At 71.1% G+C, this 18867-nt stretch carries 19 protein-coding genes and 2 pseudogenes; 12 read left to right on the top strand and 9 right to left on the bottom strand.

Going from position 1 to position 18867, the window contains the following annotated elements:
• The first annotated feature begins 5 nt into the window (after positions 1–5).
• The 6 genes from WA762_RS25195 (at position 6) to WA762_RS25170 (ending at position 6063) form a co-directional block, all read left to right on the top strand.
• Positions 6–314, top strand: a complete 309-nt coding sequence (locus WA762_RS25195) for a DUF2469 domain-containing protein (RefSeq protein WP_004924843.1) — start codon at positions 6–8, stop codon at positions 312–314.
• Between the two features lie 391 nt (positions 315–705).
• Complete coding sequence (locus tag WA762_RS25190) at positions 706–1062, top strand: YraN family protein (RefSeq protein ID WP_335938591.1); 357 nt, start codon at positions 706–708, stop codon at positions 1060–1062.
• Entirely contained in the window at positions 1062–2687 is a 1626-nt protein-coding gene (locus tag WA762_RS25185; RefSeq protein WP_335938590.1) for a YifB family Mg chelatase-like AAA ATPase, read from the top strand. The genes WA762_RS25190 and WA762_RS25185 overlap by 1 nt, the downstream gene beginning before the upstream one ends.
• Positions 2688–3058: 371 nt before the next feature.
• Positions 3059–4294 (top strand): DNA-processing protein DprA, encoded by a 1236-nt coding sequence (dprA, locus tag WA762_RS25180; RefSeq protein ID WP_443080668.1) that lies wholly within the window; start codon positions 3059–3061, stop codon positions 4292–4294.
• Between the two features lie 248 nt (positions 4295–4542).
• The gene (gene whiG, locus WA762_RS25175) at positions 4543–5379 is read left to right on the top strand and encodes an RNA polymerase sigma factor WhiG (protein WP_335938588.1); all 837 of its coding nucleotides are present in this window, start codon (positions 4543–4545) and stop codon (positions 5377–5379) included.
• Between the two features lie 117 nt (positions 5380–5496).
• The gene (locus tag WA762_RS25170; protein WP_335938697.1) at positions 5497–6063 is read left to right on the top strand and encodes a TetR/AcrR family transcriptional regulator; all 567 of its coding nucleotides are present in this window, start codon (positions 5497–5499) and stop codon (positions 6061–6063) included.
• 352 nt (positions 6064–6415) lie between these two features.
• On the opposite strand, the pseudogene WA762_RS25165 reads toward WA762_RS25170, so the two are convergent.
• Positions 6416–6826, bottom strand: a pseudogene (locus tag WA762_RS25165) (peptidoglycan DD-metalloendopeptidase family protein); the annotation flags it as partial.
• 763 nt (positions 6827–7589) lie between these two features.
• Here WA762_RS25165 and rpsB point away from each other — a divergent pair.
• The 5 genes from rpsB (at position 7590) to WA762_RS25140 (ending at position 12194) form a co-directional block, all read left to right on the top strand.
• Positions 7590–8465, top strand: coding sequence for a 30S ribosomal protein S2 (gene rpsB, locus WA762_RS25160; RefSeq protein ID WP_335938587.1), 876 nt, complete (start codon positions 7590–7592; stop codon positions 8463–8465).
• A 97-nt stretch (positions 8466–8562) separates the two neighbouring features.
• The gene (gene tsf / locus WA762_RS25155; protein ID WP_335938586.1) at positions 8563–9417 is read left to right on the top strand and encodes a translation elongation factor Ts; all 855 of its coding nucleotides are present in this window, start codon (positions 8563–8565) and stop codon (positions 9415–9417) included.
• A 160-nt stretch (positions 9418–9577) separates the two neighbouring features.
• Entirely contained in the window at positions 9578–10354 is a 777-nt protein-coding gene (pyrH, locus tag WA762_RS25150) for a UMP kinase (protein ID WP_335938585.1), read from the top strand.
• Between the two features lie 197 nt (positions 10355–10551).
• Positions 10552–11109 (top strand): ribosome recycling factor, encoded by a 558-nt coding sequence (gene frr / locus WA762_RS25145; RefSeq protein ID WP_335938695.1) that lies wholly within the window; start codon positions 10552–10554, stop codon positions 11107–11109.
• A complete protein-coding gene (locus WA762_RS25140) occupies positions 11109–12194 on the top strand; it encodes a phosphatidate cytidylyltransferase (RefSeq protein WP_335938584.1) in 1086 nt (361 codons plus the stop codon). The genes frr and WA762_RS25140 overlap by 1 nt, the downstream gene beginning before the upstream one ends.
• 250 nt (positions 12195–12444) lie before the next feature.
• On the opposite strand, the gene WA762_RS25135 is transcribed toward WA762_RS25140, so the two are convergent.
• The 8 genes and pseudogenes from WA762_RS25135 to WA762_RS25100 form a co-directional block, all read right to left on the bottom strand.
• The gene (locus WA762_RS25135; RefSeq protein WP_335938583.1) at positions 12445–12633 is read right to left on the bottom strand and encodes a hypothetical protein; all 189 of its coding nucleotides are present in this window, start codon (positions 12631–12633) and stop codon (positions 12445–12447) included.
• A gap of 279 nt (positions 12634–12912) precedes the next feature.
• Positions 12913–14154, bottom strand: a complete 1242-nt coding sequence (locus WA762_RS25130) for a tyrosine-type recombinase/integrase (protein WP_335938582.1) — start codon at positions 14152–14154, stop codon at positions 12913–12915.
• Positions 14155–14230: 76 nt separating this feature from the next.
• Positions 14231–14464 carry a helix-turn-helix transcriptional regulator gene (locus tag WA762_RS25125; protein ID WP_335938581.1) on the bottom strand — a complete coding sequence of 78 codons (234 nt, stop codon included), beginning with the start codon at positions 14462–14464 and terminating at the stop codon, positions 14231–14233.
• 446 nt (positions 14465–14910) lie between these two features.
• Positions 14911–16386 carry an ATP-binding protein gene (locus tag WA762_RS25120; protein WP_335938694.1) on the bottom strand — a complete coding sequence of 492 codons (1476 nt, stop codon included), beginning with the start codon at positions 16384–16386 and terminating at the stop codon, positions 14911–14913.
• A 2-nt stretch (positions 16387–16388) separates the two neighbouring features.
• Positions 16389–17248, bottom strand: a pseudogene (locus WA762_RS25115) (bifunctional DNA primase/polymerase).
• A gap of 86 nt (positions 17249–17334) precedes the next feature.
• Positions 17335–17577: a hypothetical protein gene (locus tag WA762_RS25110; RefSeq protein WP_335938580.1), complete on the bottom strand. Its 243-nt coding sequence runs from the start codon at positions 17575–17577 to the stop codon at positions 17335–17337.
• Entirely contained in the window at positions 17574–18257 is a 684-nt protein-coding gene (locus WA762_RS25105) for a hypothetical protein (RefSeq protein WP_335938579.1), read from the bottom strand. Before WA762_RS25105 ends, WA762_RS25110 begins: the two co-directional genes overlap by 4 nt.
• Positions 18258–18334: 77 nt before the next feature.
• The gene (locus WA762_RS25100) at positions 18335–18487 is read right to left on the bottom strand and encodes a hypothetical protein (protein WP_335938578.1); all 153 of its coding nucleotides are present in this window, start codon (positions 18485–18487) and stop codon (positions 18335–18337) included.
• Positions 18488–18606: 119 nt separating this feature from the next.
• On the opposite strand from WA762_RS25100, the gene WA762_RS25095 reads away from it, so the two are divergent.
• Positions 18607–18867, top strand: a 261-nt coding sequence (locus WA762_RS25095) for a hypothetical protein (protein ID WP_335938577.1), incomplete at its 3' end; no start/stop codon positions are given.

Raw genomic sequence — 18867 nt, 5'->3', positions numbered from 1 at the left:
TGCCAATGAGCGCCGAGGACCTCGAGAAGTACGAGACCGAGATGGAGCTGAAGCTCTACCGGGAGTACCGAGACGTCGTCGGTCTGTTCAAATTCGTGATCGAGACCGAACGGCGCTTCTACCTCACCAACGACTACGAGATGCAGGTGCACTCGGTCCAGGGCGAGGTGTTCTTCGAGGTGACGATGGCGGACGCCTGGGTCTGGGACATGTACCGGCCCGCCCGCTTCGTCAAGCAGGTACGGGTGCTGACATTCAAGGACGTCAACATCGAGGAGCTCAACAAGAGCGATCTCGAACTCCCGGGCGGCTGAGCCCGCTGCGCCCGCTGTCTTCGGGAGCGGGCCGATGGCGGGGCGGTGGCTCCGGGCTTCCGGTACCGCCCGGCAGGCGTGTCCGCCCTCGGACACCGTCTTCGGACACCGCCCTCGGGCAGTGCCCGATGAGCTCCGCCCGCTCCGATTCCCGCTCGTGGTGACGCACCTTCGCGGTGATCAACTCTGCACGGCGCCCTTCGGGGTGGCGCCCTCGCGGCGGTTCCCTCGCGGGGCCGCCGCACTCCTTGTACGGGGCTGATTCGTACGGATTGTCCGGGGCTGATTCCCACGGACGGGTGGCCGGGATATCCACAATCCCGGAGTTGTCCACCAAGATCCACAAGCCGGGGCCGATCGCGTCAGAGTCGGTCCCGGAGGTGGTGCCGAGATGAACGCGCGGGAAGCACTCGGGCGGTACGGCGAGGAAGTGGCGGCGCGGCTGCTGACCGACGCCGGCATGTCCGTACTGGAACGGAACTGGCGCTGTCGCGCCGGTGAGATCGACATCGTGGCGGTCGACGGCGACGTACTCGTGCTCTGCGAGGTGAAGACGCGCAGAGAGGGCGCCTTCGAGCATCCGATGGCCGCCGTCACCCCGGTCAAGGCGGAGCGGCTGCGCCGGCTGGCGGCCGTGTGGCTGCACCGGCGCGGCGGGCCGCCCGGCGGGGTCCGGATCGATCTGGTCGGGGTGCTGCTGCCGCGGCGCGGGGCGCCCGTCGCCGAGCATGTGCGGGGGGCGGCCTGATGGGGTTCGCGCGGGCGTGCTCGGTGGCACTCGTGGGTGTCGAGGGCGTGGTGGTGGAGGTCCAGGCGGACCTGGAGGCGGGGGTGGCCGCGTTCACCCTGGTGGGGCTGCCGGACAAGAGCCTGATCGAGAGCCGGGACCGGGTGAGGGCCGCGGTGGTGAACTCCGGGGCGGAGTGGCCGCAGAAGAAGCTCACGGTCGGGCTGTCGCCCGCCTCCGTGCCCAAGGGCGGCTCCGGATTCGATCTGGCCGTCGCCTGCTCGGTGCTGGGCGCGGCGGAACGGATCGATCCGGCGTCCATCGCCGATGTCGTGATGATCGGGGAGCTGGGGCTGGACGGCCGGGTGCGGCCGGTGCGCGGGGTGCTCCCCGCCGTGCTCGCGGCGGCCGAGGCCGGATATCGCCAGGTCGTCGTGCCCGAGCAGACCGCGGGTGAAGCGGCGCTGGTGCCCGGCGTCTCGGTTCTCGGGGTGCGGAGCCTGCGGCAGCTGATCGCGGTGCTCTGCGACGAGCCGGTGCCGGACGAGCCGAAGGACGAGGGCGAGGGGCGTCCGGACACGATGCTGGCCGGGCTTCTGGTGCCCGGCGCGGGGAGCGGCACCGGCCTCGTCCGCCGCACCGGCCGGGGCGACGGCGGCGCGGCCGATCTCGCGGACGTCGCGGGCCAGGAGCTGCCCCGCAAGGCCCTGGAGGTCGCCGCCGCGGGCGGCCATCACCTGATGCTGTCCGGCCCGCCGGGCGCGGGCAAGACGATGCTGGCCGAGCGTCTCGCGGGCATCCTGCCGGAGCTGACCCAGCGGGAGGCCCTGGAGGTCACCGCCGTGCACTCGGTGGCCGGACTCCTGCCCCCGGGGGAGCCGCTGATCACCCGGGCGCCGTACTGCGCGCCGCACCATTCCGCGACGATGCAGTCGCTGGTCGGCGGGGGCAACGGGGTGCCGCGGCCCGGGGCGGTCTCCCTGGCTCATCGCGGAATCCTCTTTCTGGACGAGGCCCCCGAATTCTCCGTGCGGGCGCTGGACTCGTTGCGCCAGCCGCTGGAGTCCGGGCATGTGGTGGTGGCACGGAGCGCCGGGGTGGTGCGGCTGCCCGCGCGCTTCCTGCTGGTCCTGGCCGCCAACCCCTGCCCGTGCGGGCGGCACTCGCTCGACGGCGCCGGTTGCGAGTGCCCGCCCTCCGCGGTCCGCCGCTATCAGGCCAGGCTCTCCGGCCCGCTGCTGGACCGGGTGGACCTGAGGGTGTCCGTCGGGCGGGTCGGGCGCGAGGACCTGATGGGACAGGGCGGCCGGGGAGAGTCGACGGCCGCCGTCGCCGCCCGGGTCCGCGCGGCCCGGACCCGGGCGGCGGAGCGCCTGGCGGGCACCGGCTGGACGACCAACAGCGAGGTCCCCGGCCATGAGCTGCGCACCCGGCTGGTCGCGGCGCCGGGCGCGCTCCTGGAGGCGGAACACGACATGGAACGCGGACTGCTCACCGCCCGGGGCCTGGACCGGGTCCTCCGGGTGGCGTGGACGGTCGCCGATCTGCGGGGCGCCGACCGCCCGGACGCCGGCGACGTCGCGATGGCGCTGGAGCTGCGGACCGGGATCCCGCGCGGCGCCCCGGTGAAGGCCGGCGCGTCATGACGCCGGAGCCGGATCGCCCCCGCTCGGAGCGGGCACGGCGGCGCCCGGACGGGGCGCCGGAGCAGGGCACGGCGCAGACGCGCGGCCGGGGAAGCGGCGCGGAAGCCGCAACGGGCCCGGAGCCGGGGTGCCGACCGCCGGGACGCCTGCGGCACTCCGCCGGAACGAGGACGGGTCCGGCTGCGGGAGCGGGGAGCGGGACGGAAGCGGGGACCGACACGGGGACCGGGAGAGGGACGGATGCGGGGACCGACTCAGGGACCGGGAGAGGAACGGCTGCGGGGGCAGGGACGAGGACCGAGCAAGGCGGGGGAGCGGTGGGAGAGGCAGGAGCGGCGGGCCGCCCCGGGAGAGCGGCCGGGCCCGGGCGCATGGGCGGAACCGGGCGTGCGGGCGGAACCGGGGGCGCGGCCGGGCCCGGGGACGGTGCGCCCGGCGGGCCGGGAGCGACGGTGGACGACCGGGAACGACTGGCCCGGGCCGCGCTCACCCGCGTCCTGGAGCCGGGGGACGAGCGGGGCGGCCGATGGCTGCGCGAGTACGGGGCAGTCGAGCTGCTGCGGAGGATCACGGCCCGGGACGGCGGCGCGGAGCGGCTGGGCGGCATGACCGCCAAGCGCCTCGCCGGATACCGGCTGCGGGCCGAGCGGATCGACCCCGAACGCGACCTGGCGACGGTCGCCGCGCTCGGTGGGCGGTTCGTCTGCCCCGGTGAGCTGGAGTGGCCCCGTCAGCTCGACGACCTGGGCGACGCCAGACCGACCGGCCTCTGGGTGCGCGGGCCGCGCGATCTGCGGCTCTGGGCGCTGCGCTCGGTCGCCGTCGTGGGCGCCCGGGCCTGCACGCCGTACGGCTCCCACATGGCGGCGAGTCTCGGCACGGGGCTCGCGGAGCTGGGGTGGGTGGTCGTCTCGGGAGCGGCGTTCGGGGTGGACGGGGCGGCGCACCGGGGCGCGCTCGCCGTCGGCGGGGCCACGATGGCGGTCCTCGCCTGCGGAGTGGACGTCCCGTATCCCCGGGGACACGCCGAACTGATCGGACGCATCGCGGAACAGGGACTCGTCATCGGTGAACTGCCGCCGTCCGATCATCCGACCCGTAGCAGATTCGTTCTACGGAACCGGGTCATCGCCGCGTTGACGCGGGGCACCGTCGTGGTCGAGGCCGAGCACCGCAGCGGCTCCCTCGTCACCGCGCGCGGCGCGCAGCGACTCGGACGCTTCACGATGGGCGTGCCGGGCCCGGCCACCAGCGGTCTGTCGGCGGGAGTCCACGAACTCCTGCGCGGCGAGGGCGTCCTGGTCACCAACGCGGCGGAAGTCGTCGAACTGGTGGGGCGCATCGGCGAACTCGCCCCCGTCGCCCAGGGCCCCGTCCACCCCCGGGATCTGCTGGACGCCGACTCCGCGCGGGTCCTCGACGCGCTGCCGTACCGCGGCGTCGTCACCGGCCGTGACATCGCCCGCGTCGCCGGAACGAGTGCCGACGAGGCACTCGGCAGGCTGTACGAACTGCACTCACTGGGGTTCGTCGAACGACATGGCGAGGGATGGCAGTTGACGCGAAGGCCGACATGCAATGGCGACGCGCGGCGGGGTGGTACTTGACCTGGGGCATTCGGGTGAAAAGGTGAAGTCGATGACCTCGTCCGGCCCTTCGATGACACGTCCGGGGCCGGTGCGCGCGGCGATGGTCCCGGACCGCGGCCCTGCCCGATCGGCCGGAATCGTACGGCTGCGATCCGTCCTCCTGCGCGGACCGCGACGCCGTAATCACGCTACGCTCACAAGGACTCCGCATCAGACGCAAGTCCCCCGGCCCCAGAACTTCACGGCAGAACGGCTCAAGGCACCACATGCCCCAGCACACCTCCGGGTCTGACCGCGCGGCAGTACCACCGGCTGCGCGTGGCACTGTGCGCCCTCCCGCCCCCTCCTCCCTCGACGAGTTGTGGCGCTCGTACAAGTCCACGGGCGACGAGCGGCTGCGGGAGCAGCTGATCCTGCACTACTCGCCGTTGGTGAAGTACGTCGCGGGCCGGGTGAGCGTCGGCCTGCCCTCCAACGTCGAGCAGGCCGACTTCGTCTCCTCGGGGGTGTTCGGGCTGATCGACGCGATCGAGAAGTTCGACATCGACCGCGCCATCAAGTTCGAGACGTACGCGATCACCCGGATCCGGGGCGCCATGATCGACGAGCTCCGGGCGCTGGACTGGATCCCCCGCTCGGTGCGTCAGAAGGCGCGGGCCGTGGAACGCGCCTACGCCACGCTGGAGGCGCAGCTGCGGCGCACCCCCTCCGAGCCGGAGGTCGCCGCCGAGATGGACATCACCCTGGAGGAACTGCACTCGGTTTTCAGCCAGTTGTCCCTGGCGAACGTGGTCGCGCTGGAAGAGCTGCTGCACGTGGGCGGCGAGGGCGGCGACCGACTGAGCCTGATGGACACGCTGGAGGACACCACCGCTGACGATCCCGTCGAGGTCGCCGAGGACCGCGAGCTCAGAAGGCTGCTCGCCCGGGCGATCAACACGCTGCCGGAGCGCGAGAAGACGGTCGTCACGCTCTACTACTACGAGGGCCTGACCCTCGCCGAGATCGGCAACGTGCTCGGTGTCACCGAGAGCCGGGTCAGTCAGATCCACACCAAATCGGTGCTCCAGCTGCGCGCGAAACTGGCCGACGCCGGGCGTTGAGAGCGCCGCCGGCCCATGTCGTCCAGGGCCGCTTCGGCCATGGATCGGGGACGTACGGACCCGCTCGAACACCGGTCGCCGTAAAGTGGACGTGTGCCCAGGATTCGAGCGGCCTCGGTGGCCGAGCACCGGACCATGCAGCGCGGCGCCCTCCTGGACGCCGCCCGCTCCCTGCTGTCCGAGGGCGGTACGGAGGCGCTGACCTTCCCCGCCCTCGCCGAACGCACGGGCCTCGCCAGGTCTTCCGTGTACGAGTACTTCCGCTCCCGGGCGGCCGTCGTCGAAGAGCTGTGCGCCGTGGACTTCCCCGTCTGGGCGGCCGAGGTCGAGAACGCGATGGAGCAGGCGACCACGCCCGAGGCGAAGATCGAGGCGTATGTGCGCCGGCAGCTCGACCTGGTCAAGGACCGCCGTCACCGGGCGGTCGTCGCGATCTCGGCCAGCGAGCTGGACGCGGGGGCGCGCGAGAAGATCCGGGCCGCGCACGGCGGGCTGATCGCCATGATCGTGGAGGCCCTCGGCGAACTCGGCCACGAGCAGCCCCGGCTGGCGGCGATGCTGGTGCAGGGCTCCGTGGACGCCGCGGTGCGGCGGATCGAGCTCGGCGTGGCGGAGGAGCCTGACGTGATCGCGGACACCGCGGTCGCCATGGTCCTGCGCGGCGTACGGGGCACACGGGACTGACGCCCCGCCCGCCACCGGACCGTTCCGTGCCGGACCGTTCCCTTCCGGCTCGCCTTCCGGCTCGCTCGGCGCCAGGCCGCTCGGCACCGGAGCGCTCGGTGCCGCGCCGCGCGGCGGCGGTCCGCCGGGCGCCGTGTCGCGTGACCTCCCGCCGCGTGGCGGCGGGCAGTACGCCGGGGGCGGCGAGTCCGTCCCCGGTCCCCTCGGCCGTCACGCCGGGTTCCGGGACGCCGAAGACCGGCAGCAGGCGGGACGGCCCACGTCGCAGCAGTTCCGGCGGCAGCAGCGACAGCGGGTCCAGATACGCGTCGCCGCGCCGCAGCCCCCAGTGCAGGCAGCCCGGCGCGCAGTGGAACGGCCCCGCCTCCACCACCCCCACGACCTGACCGGCCGTCACCCGCGCACCCTCGGCGAGCAGCGCGCGCACCGGTTCGTAGGTGGTCCGCAACGGGGGATCGCCGGAGCCGTCCACCTCGATCGACATCACTCCGCGCCCCGCCACCCGGCCCGCGAAGGAGACCCGCCCCGGGGCCGCCGCGAGCACCGCCGCGCCCGGCGCCGCGGCGAGGTCCACGCCGCGATGGCCGCGCGCGTAGGCGTCGGCGGGCGGCTCCCAGCCCCGCCGGATCGCGGGACGCCCGGGGAGCGGCCAGGACCGATCCCCGCCCGGCCGCGAGGCCGGGGCCGTGAAGAGGCCGGGGCCGGGAAAAGGGACCGACCCGGGTGCCGGCGCGGGGACGCGTGGGGGCTCGGGAGCGGCCATGGCCGCCGCGGTCCGCCCGGCGCGGCCGGCCGAGGGGACGGAGGCCCGGGACGCCGCCGAGGCCCGGGCTGTCGAAGCGGCCCGGACCTCCATGGCGCTTCGGGACGCCTTCGCCCCCCGGAGGACAGGGGAAACGGGGGCCGTCGCGGAAGCCGGGGCCGTGGCGGGGGAAGCGGACGTCACGGCAGCCGGGGGCGCGGGGGCCACCGGGGCCCCGGCGTACGGCAGCGCGACGAGGGCCGCCGCGACCACCGCGACCGCCATGGCCGGCGCGCGGCGCGGCAGCCGCGCACCGAGGGACGCGGCGAGGCGCCGCGCGCGGCCGGGCGCACCGGGAGACGCGGCCGGGCGCGTACCGGAGGGCGCACCGGGAGACGCGGCCGGGGACGTGCCGGGAGGCTCGCCCGGGGGCCTGGGAGGCAGCGCGCCGCAGAGCCTGCGGAAAGACGGGCGGAGGCGGGTGGGCGGGGCGGTGACGGGACGCATGGCACCACCGTCCCGCGCCGTCCCGGTCCGCGGGGATCATGAGCCGGATCTGTGGACTACCGGCCGGTTGTGGACAGCGCCGTCACCCGGCACCCGACCCGTCCCGTACACTTCCTATGGCGACCCGGGCCACCGGGTCGACTTCGCACGCCCCGCCACCTCCCTCTCAGCGGACGGTGGCCGCGCTCCTCGGTCCCTCGTGGCACGGCGCGTCGGGGCGTCAGGCGCGACCGCAATCCTGCGGCCGCGACAACCGAGCACCTCAAGGAGTACGGCCATGGCCGTCGTCACGATGCGGGAGCTGCTGGAGAGCGGCGTCCACTTCGGTCACCAGACCCGTCGCTGGAACCCGAAGATGAAGCGCTTCATCTTCACCGAGCGCAACGGCATCTACATCATCGACCTGCTCCAGTCGCTGTCGTACATCGACCGCGCCTACGAGTTCGTCAAGGAGACCGTCGCCCACGGCGGCTCCATCATGTTCGTCGGTACCAAGAAGCAGGCCCAGGAGGCCATCGCCGAGCAGGCGACGCGCGTCGGCATGCCGTACGTCAACCAGCGCTGGCTCGGCGGCATGCTCACCAACTTCTCCACCGTCTACAAGCGCCTCCAGCGCCTGAAGGAGCTGGAGCAGATCGACTTCGAGGACGTGGCCGCCTCCGGCCTCACCAAGAAGGAGCTCCTGGTCCTCTCCCGCGAGAAGGCCAAGCTGGAGAAGACCCTCGGTGGTATCCGCGAGATGCAGAAGGTGCCGAGCGCCGTCTGGATCGTCGACACCAAGAAGGAGCACATCGCCGTCGGCGAGGCTCGCAAGCTGAACATCCCGGTCGTCGCGATCCTCGACACCAACTGCGACCCCGACGAGGTCGACTACAAGATTCCGGGCAACGACGACGCGATCCGCTCCGTCACCCTGCTCACCCGCGTGATCGCCGACGCCGTCGCCGAGGGCCTCATCGCCCGTTCCGGCGCCGCCACCGGTGACTCGAAGCCGGGCGAGAAGGCCGCCGGCGAGCCGCTCGCCGAGTGGGAGCGCGACCTGCTCGAGGGCGACAAGAAGGCCGACGCCGAGGTGCAGTCCTCCGCCGAGACCGAGAAGGCCGCCGACGCCGAGAAGGCCGAGGCCCCGGCCGCGGACGCCGAGCAGGCCTGACACCCGTCACGGCTGATGACGGCGGGGGCCGGTGCCACGAGCACCGCCCCCGCCGTCCACCCGTAGATCTTTCAGACTTCGAGAGAGAAACAGACTCATGGCGAACTACACCGCCGCCGACGTCAAGAAGCTCCGTGAGCTCACCGGCGCCGGCATGATGGACTGCAAGAAGGCCCTCGACGAGGCCGACGGCAACGTCGACAAGGCCATCGAGGCGCTCCGCATCAAGGGCCAGAAGGGCGTCGCCAAGCGCGAGGGCCGTTCCGCCGAGAACGGCGCCGTCGTCTCCCTGATCTCCGAGGACAAGACCTCCGGCGTCCTGCTCGAGCTGAAGTGCGAGACGGACTTCGTCGCCAAGGGCGAGAAGTTCCAGAGCGTCGCCAACGCCCTCGCCGCGCACGTCGCCGCGACCTCCCCGGCCGACCTGGACGCGCTGCTCGCCTCCGAGATCGAGGCCGGCAAGACCGTCCAGGCGTACGTCGACGAGGCCAACGCCAACCTCGGCGAGAAGATCGTCCTGGACCGCTTCGCGCAGTTCACCGGCGGTTACGTGGCCGCGTACATGCACCGCACCATGCCCGACCTCCCGCCGCAGGTCGGCGTGCTCGTCGAGCTGGACAAGGGTTCCGCCTCGGACGAGGCCGTGGCCCAGGCCGCCAAGGACGTCGCGCAGCACATCGCCGCCTTCGCCCCGAAGTACCTGAGCCGCGACGAGGTTCCGGCCGAGACGGTCGAGAACGAGCGTCGCGTCGCCGAGGCCACCTCCCGCGAGGAGGGCAAGCCCGAGGCCGCCCTCCCGAAGATCGTCGAGGGGCGGGTCAACGGCTTCTTCAAGGAGGTCGTCGCCCTGGAGCAGGCGTTCGCCAAGGACAACAAGAAGTCGGTCCAGAAGGTTCTGGACGAGGCCGGTGTCGCCCTGAAGCGCTTCTCGCGCATCAAGGTCGGCATCTGAGTCCGTCCGCGAACAACGGTGGGCCCCGCACGGGGCCCGGTGCAGTCGTCGGCCGCACCCATGCCGTACGACCGCAGATCTGACGAGGAGGCCATTGCCGCTGAGGGACACCAGACCCGCCGGCAATGGCCTTCTTGGTATGTGCACGAGGAGAATCTCCATGAACAAGGACGCGGACGCCGCCAAAGGCGACCACAAGCGCGATGACGGCAAGGTTCCCGGACGCTTCATGCTGAAGCTGTCCGGAGAGGCGTTCGCCGGCGGCGGGGGACTCGGAGTCGACCCCGACGTCGTCCACGCCATCGCCCGGGAAATCGCGGCGGTCGTCCGTGACGGCGCACAGATCGCGGTCGTGATCGGCGGCGGGAACTTCTTCCGCGGCGCCGAACTCCAGCAGCGCGGCATGGACCGGGCCCGGTCCGACTACATGGGCATGCTCGGCACCGTCATGAACTGCCTGGCGCTCCAGGACTTCCTGGAGAAGGAGGGCATCGACTCCCGCGTCCAGACCGCCATCACCATGGGCCAGGTCGCCGAGCCCTACATCCCGCTGCGCGCCGTGCGCCACCTGGAGAAGGGCCGCGTCGTGATCTTCGGCGCGGGCATGGGCATGCCGTACTTCTCCACCGACACCACGGCCGCCCAGCGCGCCCTGGAGATCGACGCCCAGGCCCTGCTGATGGGCAAGAACGGGGTGGACGGCGTCTACGACTCCGACCCGAAGACCAACCCCGACGCGGTGAAGTTCGACGCGCTCGAGTACGGCGAGGTGCTCGCCCGCGATCTCAAGGTCGCCGACGCCACCGCCATCACGCTCTGCCGTGACAACGAGCTGCCGATCCTCGTCTTCGAGCTGACGGCCACCGGCAATATCGCCCGCGCCGTCAAGGGTGAGAAGATCGGCACGCTCGTGAGTGACCAGGACACCCGGGCCTGAGCACCGGGGACCCGCTCCGGGCACCGGGACCTTCCCGGAGCCGCGGGGAGGGTCCGGGACCTGCGGGGGACACCCCGGTACGGTCCCCCCGAAGGATGGACAACGGCCTGCCGGTCGGACACCGTGCAGGTGAGGACGCGACGCAGACCCGCGGGCCCGAGCACTCCGGGCCCACTCAAGACACGCAGGAGCACGTGGTGATCGAAGAAACCCTCCTCGAGGCCGAGGAGAAGATGGAGAAGGCCGTCGTCGTCGCGAAAGAGGACTTCGCCGCGATCCGGACCGGCCGTGCCCACCCGGCGATGTTCAACAAGATCGTCGCCGACTACTACGGCGCGCTGACCCCGATCAACCAGCTCGCCTCCTTCTCGGTGCCCGAGCCCCGCATGGCCGTCGTGACGCCGTTCGACAAGAGCGCGCTGCGCAACATCGAGCAGGCCATCCGCGACTCGGACCTCGGCGTCAACCCGAGCAACGACGGCAACATCATCCGGGTGACCTTCCCGGAGCTCACCGAGGAGCGCCGCCGCGACTACATCAAGGTCGCGAGGACCAAGGCCGAGGACTCCCGGATCTCCATCCGGGCAGTGCGCCGCAAGGCCAAGGAGGCGCTCGACAAGCTGGTCAAGGACAAGGAGACCGGCGAGGACGAGGTGCGCAGGGCCGAGAAGGAGCTCGACGACACCACCGCGAAGTACGTCGCACAGGTCGACGAGCTGCTCAAGCACAAGGAAGCCGAGCTGCTCGAAGTCTGATGAACGACTCTTCCTGGGGCGCCCCGCCGGCAGCCGGCGCATGGGCCGCGCCCGAGATGCGGGCTGCCCCGGCGGGTCCCGCGCACGATGTGCATGAAGCCCAGCAGACTCGGCCCATGCCCATCGTGCCGGACGCCCCTGACGCAGGTGGAGACGCTGACGACCATGACGACCGGGAGCGGAGGGGCGCACGCCCGAACAGCGGCCCTCCGTTCCGTGACGAGAAGCCGCAGGAGCCCATGCCCACCGCACCACCGACCCCGCAGAAGAAACGTGCGGGCCGCGATCTGCGAGCCGCGATAGGGGTCGGCGTGGGGCTGGGCGCCGTCATCGTCGCCTCGCTCTTCGTCGTGAAGGCCGTCTTCGTCGGGGTGATCGTCCTCGCCGTCGTCGTGGGCCTGTGGGAGCTCACCTCCCGGCTCTCCGAGCGCAAGGGCATCGAGGCGCCGCTGGTGCCGCTCGCGGTCGGCGGCGCGGCGATGGTGGTGGCCGGGTACCTGAAGGGGGCCGAGGGTGCCTGGGCGGCCGTGGCGCTGACCGCGCTCGCGGTCCTCGTCTGGCGGATGACCCGGCCCCCGGAGGGGTACCTCAAGGACGTCACGGCCGGCGTGTTCGCCGCGTTCTACGTGCCCTTCCTGGCCACCTTCGTCGCCATGCTGCTGACCGCGGAGGACGGGCCGCAGCGGGTGCTCACCTTCCTGCTGCTGACCGTGGTCAGCGACACCGGGGCGTACGCCGTCGGCTGGCGCTTCGGGAAGCACAAGCTCGCGCCGCGCATCAGCCCCGGCAAGACCCGCGAGGGCCTGTTCGGGGCCGTGGCCTTCGCGATGGCCGCGGGCGCCCTGTGCATGGAGTTCCTGATCGACGGCGGCTCCTGGTGGCAGGGGCTGCTGCTGGGACTCGCGGTCGCGGCCAGCGCCACCCTCGGCGATCTGGGCGAGTCGATGATCAAGCGGGACCTCGGCATCAAGGACATGGGCACGCTGCTGCCCGGTCACGGCGGGATCATGGACCGGCTGGACTCGCTGCTGCCCACCGCGCCGGTGGTGTGGCTGCTGCTGGTGCTGTTCGTCGGCTCCGGCTGAGCGCTCGGGGACGGACCGCCGTCCCCGAGCCGGGCGTTCTCCGAGGAGGGCCCGCCGCCCACAGGACGTTCGTCCACGGGGCGGCGGGCCCTCCTCGCCGCGTCTGCGACACTGGATGAACCATGCCTAAGCCCGGAGGGCTGGTATGCACGCGAGGCGGTAAGGCTCCTCACCTGCGATTTTTTCGTGCGTGAGGGGCCTCACCGGATCGTGGGGCCGTCGTGGGGCCGTCTTGAGACAAGACGGCCGGTCAGACCTTCGCGGTACGTTGTGCCAACTTCTCGTAGACAACGAGGAACGGCGCCACATACCCCGAAGCTTCAGCTGGCGACGCGTGCCCCGTCATGATCAGTGCCGCGCCCGAGATGAGAGCACCGGCATAGATCAACCCCGTAACCCACGGGGCAGAGGGCTGGCTATGCGGCTTGCGTTCTTCCATACTGGTGATGCTCCTATCCTGAGCTGGATAAAAGGGGCTGGCGGCCACCCGTGGCCTAGGAAACGACGGGTGGCCACCCCAAAGGGGTGCGACACGCAGAGCGGATTCGCCTTCAAAGTGTCCCCCAGATGACGCCGCGTCGTCAATCCGCATCATCTAAGGCAAGAGCCCGCTTCTCCCATGGCTTTCAAGTCGAGACTCCGAATCGTATTGCGAAACGCAATGCAATACCGGTGTTTCCCCTTTGAATCTAAAGAGGAGTGGATGGGGTATAAGTGGCTACTGCCTTGTCGGGTTGGACCTGAGTACTGAGTCCATCGCTAGTCGAGTGCGCTCTTGACTCGACGGCATAAGGTGCGCGTACACCCGCAGCGTCAGCGCGGGGTCTGTGTGCCCCAGGTACTGACTCACGGCCTTGATGCTCTCTCCAGCGTCCAGTAGCACCGAGGCGTAGAAGTGCCTCAGTGCATGCATGCCGTGCTCGCGCGCCGACTCGTGCTTGCCATCCGGCCCGGCATCCGGGATAAGGCCAGCGACTGCGAGCGCAGGTTTCCACTCCTGGATGTTGAAGTTGCTGCGCCACACGACCCCGCTCGCGGTGTTCGTGAACAGGAGCCGGGCCGACACCTTCGGGCCGTCCGGCTTCCGCCACGGCAACGTGATCTCAACGGGCTTGTAGGCGTCCATGTGGATACGCAGGGCCTCAGCCACCGACGGTGGCAGCGGCACATCCCGCTCCTTGTCGCACTTCGGCGGGGCGAACACGGCTTTGCCCCGGATGAGCTTCACCTGCCGGACCGTCCGCAGGATGCCGCCCTCGAAGTCGAGCGCGTCCTCAGCGAGACCCACGATCTCCCCCTGCCGGAGTCCGCACCCGGCCCCGACGTCGACCATGGCCCGGTACCGCTCGGGGAGCGCCGCGCGAACAGCGCGTACTTGGGCGGGCAACCACGGCAGGATGCGGCGCCGCTCGACTGCCGGCGGGCGGACGGACTTCGCGGAGCAGGGATTCCGGGGCAAGAGGCCGTCGTCCACGGCCGCGCTCAGCACGGCTCGTACGTCGCCGTAGATGTTGCGCGCATACGCGTCGCTCACAGCGGGATTCGCTTTCAGAGCGCTAACGAGTCCGCGGATGTGCTCGGGGCGGAACGAGTCGAGCGGGCGGGTGCCGAGGACGGGGAATGCGTGCAGCCGCAGCCGCTGTTCCGTGACGATCTGGCTGGACACGTCAGCGCTGTGGTCCTTGAGCCATTTTTCGGCGTAGCCCTTGAAGGTGATCCGGGCCGCGCGCGGGTCGATGTACTGACCGCGCGACATGTCAGACGCGATGTCCGTGAGCCACTTCTCAGCGAGACGCTTCTGACGGTCGGGGAAGCTCTTGGACTTCTCGGTTCCGTCGGGGCCGATGTAGCGGGCGCGGTAGCGGAGCCCGGAGCCGTAGCGGTCGCTCTTGACTCGGCATGGCTTCCCGTCGGGCCCGGCCTGGGTTTTGTACCAGCGGTCTTGGATGTGGCCAGCCAAGGTGGTGCTCCTGTTGGGGATGCGGCAGGGGCGCGACCGGTAGCGGTCGCGCCCCTGTAGGTGGTTGTAATGCGGGTCAGGCTGCTTCGTGTTCGGTCAGGGTGTGGATCCAGGCGTGTACGGCGGTGGGGTCGTATCGGAGGTGTTTGCCGATGCGGAAGCCGGGCGGGCCGGTGCGTTTCTTGCGCCAGGCGTAGACGGTTTCGAGCGGGACGGAGAGGAGGGCGGCGATGTCTTCGGGCGTGAGGTAGCGGTCGGGGAGTCCGCCACGAAGGGTGGCTCGGGGGTCGGGGGCTGCTGTCGCGGCCACTGCGGCTCCTTGGGAGTGAGAGAGCTGTTGCTTGGTGCCGAACTGCGCCTGTCCTAAGTGCGGATTTCTGCGTCATTGCGTCATCAGCGTCATGCAGGCTTCTGACCTGGGGTTTTGTGTGACGCAGGGGTGTGAGGGCGCGTCATCGGCGCGTCATGGGTCGCGTCATGGCATGACGCGGATGACGCAGGATGACGCAGAGGTCGCTGTCTGCGTCATGCTCGTGTCCGCAGGTCAGGGGCTGTTTTCCCGTCTGCATGACGCAGATGACGCAGGGTCTTCCCTCTTAGGACAAAAGAGGGGGTGTCTGTTGTAGTGGCGGTGCGCCTTACGCCGTGAAGGGGGAGCCGCTGCGCGGCGCGACCACCGGGCGGCGTTCCGCCGAACAGCAAGAAGAGCACGCCGCGACGGGTGCTCTTCTTGCTTGTCCAGGCGCGCGGTGCGGGTTAGAACGCTCCCGTCTGCTGGTGCGGGGGCGGGGTAGGTTGGCGAATCATTTCGAGGTAGCGGCCCTCGCTGGTGCGGCCGGTGTCGATGAGCACGTCGCGGGCGGCCAGGGTGGGCTGGAGACGTTTGAGGCGGTCGGAGAGGACTTTCCCGGTGGTCGGCCAGCCCTTGGGGAGGGGGCGTAGTTCGTCGCCGCTGTAGAGGCGGCTGAGGAGGTGCAGCCACTGGGTGGAGGTCATGCGCTGTTCGCCGCCGGGTTCGATGGTGTCGGCGTGCTGGAGGACGGTTTGCGCGAGGAGGTCGCCTTCGATGACGTCGTCGTTGAGGTCGTCCAGCCGTGCCCGGTAGGCGGGAAGGGCTCCGAGGCCGGTGGCGGCGTCGAGTTGGGCGCACAGGTGCGCGAAGTCTGCCATGCGCAGATCGGTGGGGGTCTCTGCCTCGGCAGCGCGGACCTTGACTGTGAGGTCGAGCAGGGAGCCGAGGGCGACGGGCAGGACCTCTTCGTACTCCGCCCATAGCTCGGCTTCGGTCCGCCGGACCCGGGGCCGCTCCAGGCGTAGCGGGAGGAGGCGTTCGGCGAGGTCGGGCCGGATGACTCCGACGTCGATGCCGGTCAGGAGCAGGGGGCGGCGGTAGCGGGAGCGGAAGACGTCGCCGTCGGTGAACAGGGCGCGCTTGACGTTCTCGGCTCCGGTGACGATGCAGCACATGGCGTCGGAGAGGTCCGGCGTCATGTGGGAGAGGTTGTCCAGGGCGGTGACCCACCCGGCGGCCACGGCCGCGATCAGGTTCTCCTCGTCCTTCGGGGCGCGGCGCAGGTCGCCGCTCATGCCCTCGATGATCCGCACGAGCATCCGCCCGCCGGTGGACTTGCCCGCGCCCTGTGGCCCGGTGAGGAACGGGGCCGGGACGGGGACGGACGGCCCGAGGCAGCCGATCAGCCAGGCGATGGCCAGGCACTCGGTCTCCGCGCCCGCGAAGTTGCACAGCCTCAGCAGCAGGTCGATGCCCTTGCCGTCCGTGTCCTTGGCCGGCAGGGGTAGTTCCCCGGTGAGCTGGGTGCGCCGCCAGCACACCTCGCGGGGGTCGGGGACGGCGATGTCCCAGCCGGTGGGGTGGATGCGGACGGACTGTCCGTCGCTGCGGCCCAGGTCGAGCCACGTCGCTCCGTCGAATCCGGGGGCGACGCGGATGTGGACGGCCTGGGTGTCCTCGGTCAGCGCGAGCGCTTCGATCAGATCCAGGGCTTCCTTGAGCGCGGTGCCGCTGAACGTGCCGTGCCCGTCCTTGTAGAGGCCGACCATGAGTTCCTGGCGGTGGCTGCCCGTCGTGCCCTGAGACCGGATCGGACGCGCCACGGGGTGCCCGTTCTTCTGCGCGTACACGGTCCCGTCGGCGGTGCGGAAGTACCGGAAGTGCGCCTGCGCGTAGTCAGTGATGACCTCGCGCGCCGGGTTCTTCTCGTCGTCAGACACGGTCACAGCCCCAACCGAGTACGGGCGTTGGCCCACGCGTCGGTGCAGTGCCGATCGGACTCGCCCTTGGCCTGAGCGGCGGCGAACAGCCGCCCGATGTGGGTGTCGGTCAGGCAGCCGCACCGGCCGTGAGCGGACAGCACCGCGAGGAACGTCCGGTAGACAGTCGCGTGAACCGCGCTGCGGGCCTCGGTGATGCGCTGCTCAGCCATCGCGATGCCACGCTCCAGGTAGACGGGCGTGCGGTGGCGGCAATCCCCACCACCGGCCGGCGCGGACACCACCACGGCGCGCGGTGCGGGCTGGACCGGTGCGGCTCCTTGACGATCAGCGCGCGTACAACGTCCGGCAGCACGGTCATGGTGCCGGTACCGGGGCCAAGCCACCGGGCGTACTGCATGCGGGACTTGATGTCGATGCCGTCACGGACCGCGTTCGCGGACTGCATCGCACCCCGGTAGATCCAGTGCTCCCCGCGGGTGGTGGGTACGGTCCGGGTGGCGGGCAGGGTCTGGCGGGCCCAGGCGATGGCGTCGGCGTTGTCGAGGTCGACGACGGTGAGCCGGGCGCCGCCGGGGTGGTAGGCGACCGCGTGCGCCTCCCGCCATGCCTCAGCCCACGCAAGGGACCGGAGGACGACAGGATCGGTGGTGGCGGCGGCCCAGCCATGGCAGGGGCGCGGGCACTGGCAGGGGCCCGGGACCTTCATGTTCGGGCGCCCGCCGCACGCGGTCCCGGTGCAGGCGGGGCAGTTGCCGACGGGGCGCTTGCCCGCCCGGAGGGGCAGGACGGGCACGCCCGCCGCTGCCAGGGTGAGGGCGGACCGGCGATGGTCTCGCCGGATCGGGGTGGGTTGAGTCATGCTGGATGCCTCCAGTTCCTCTGTTGAGTTGTGCTGGATGAGGGCGGCCCCGGTTCATTGGCGTGAGATGGGAGCCGCCCTCGGCGTTACTGGTCGTGGTTGGGCAGGTGGTGCAGGATCTCGGCGCGTTCGCGTTCGCCCTGTTCTCGGGCGGTGTGCAGGGCGGTGAGGTCGGTGGTGGCTTCGAGGGCGGTGCGGACTTCCTCGGTCAATTCGGTGGGGCTCATGGCCTCGGCTTGCACGGTGTGCCGCATGTGCTCGCCCCGCCGGTCGGTGGCTTTCTGCGGGGCGGACGGGAGCCGGTAGCGGGCAATCTGGTCCGGTGTCACGGCAAGCCGGGTAAAGGTGGGCGGAGCGGGGCCCCGAAGCCGTCGATGAACGCGGAGATGTCCGCGGCTGCTGAGTCGAGGATGGACAGGCCGCTGGGGTCGTGGTCGCCCAGGTGCAGGACGGTGGTGGCAGTGTCCCGCCAGGAGATGCGTTGGGCGGCTTCGTACTTGACGGTCACGGAGTCGAAGCCGCCGGAGCTATAGGTGTCCACGCCGTACTCGCGGGCGATGCGGGCGACCATGGGCACCATGCCAGCGGCTTCGACCCACAGCTCAACGGCAACGGGCTGGCCGTCGTCGAGTGCGTGGGTGTAGTGCTCAGCCGTGCGGCGCACCGAGCGCCAGAACTGTGCGGGGCTGTCCCAGCCACCGGCGGGCATGGAGGTTCCGCCGTCGTCGCGGATGGCGTTCATCGGGACCATGCGGGCGCGGCGGGCGCGGTTGAGGGTTTCCAGCAGGCGGGCGTATGCCTGCTCGGTCTTGTCGTACCCGTGTGCGCCGACCAGTCGGTAGAAGACCTGTCGGGCGGTCATGGGCAGGAAGGCGTGGTTCTCGTCCAGGACGTGGCGCACCTGGTCGACGAGGGCGAGTACGTGGGGTCGGGGCGCCCAGTCGGCGAAGCCGCGGACGCGGGTGCGCTTGTAGGTGCGGCCCGAAACGGTGCCGCCGGGTGCTGGCATTGGCAGTCTCCCAACGAGGTCAGAGTCATGCCACGGCTTGCCGTGACTAGAAGGGCGGTTCGTTGCTGGCCCACGGGTCAGCAGTCGCAGTTGTCGGTCTTCTGGAGGCAGTCCCAGCAGCTGGGGCAGTCGCAGCCGCATGCGCACTGGTCGTGTTCGGGACCGGCGCCGTGGCAGTAGCAGCTGGACTCGCCGCACGGCATCGACTTGGACTCAGGGATGTAGGGCATCGGGTTCCTCGGCAGTGGGTGAACGGGCCGCCGGTTGGCGGCTCCTCGGCCCGTCCCCGACCGCAGTGGGCCGGGGACGGACCGGGGGGCCGTCAGGGGGTGGGAGTTGGGTGGATGACGTGCCAGCGGTTCGGGTTCTGTTCGTCCTGGACGACCCGCACCCCTGCCCCTTCCGGGGTGTTGTCGCCGGGCTGTTGCTGTTGTTGTTGCTGGCTTTGTTGTTCGTTCTGACCTGCGGAAACAACAGCAACATCCGGGCCCTGGGAACCGGGCGAAGAGGGGCCGGGAGAGGGGTGCTGCGGGCGGTCTGGGAGGTCCCCTGTGCGGACCCCGGTGGAGACCCCCGGGCGGGCCCCTTCCCCGCGCGCCCGGACACCCTT

It is taken from the genome of Streptomyces tyrfis, from assembly GCF_037034285.1.
GTDB lineage: Bacteria > Actinomycetota > Actinomycetes > Streptomycetales > Streptomycetaceae > Streptomyces.
Note: the sequence above shows the minus strand (reverse complement) of the source record. Positions and strands in the feature narration are given on the sequence as shown.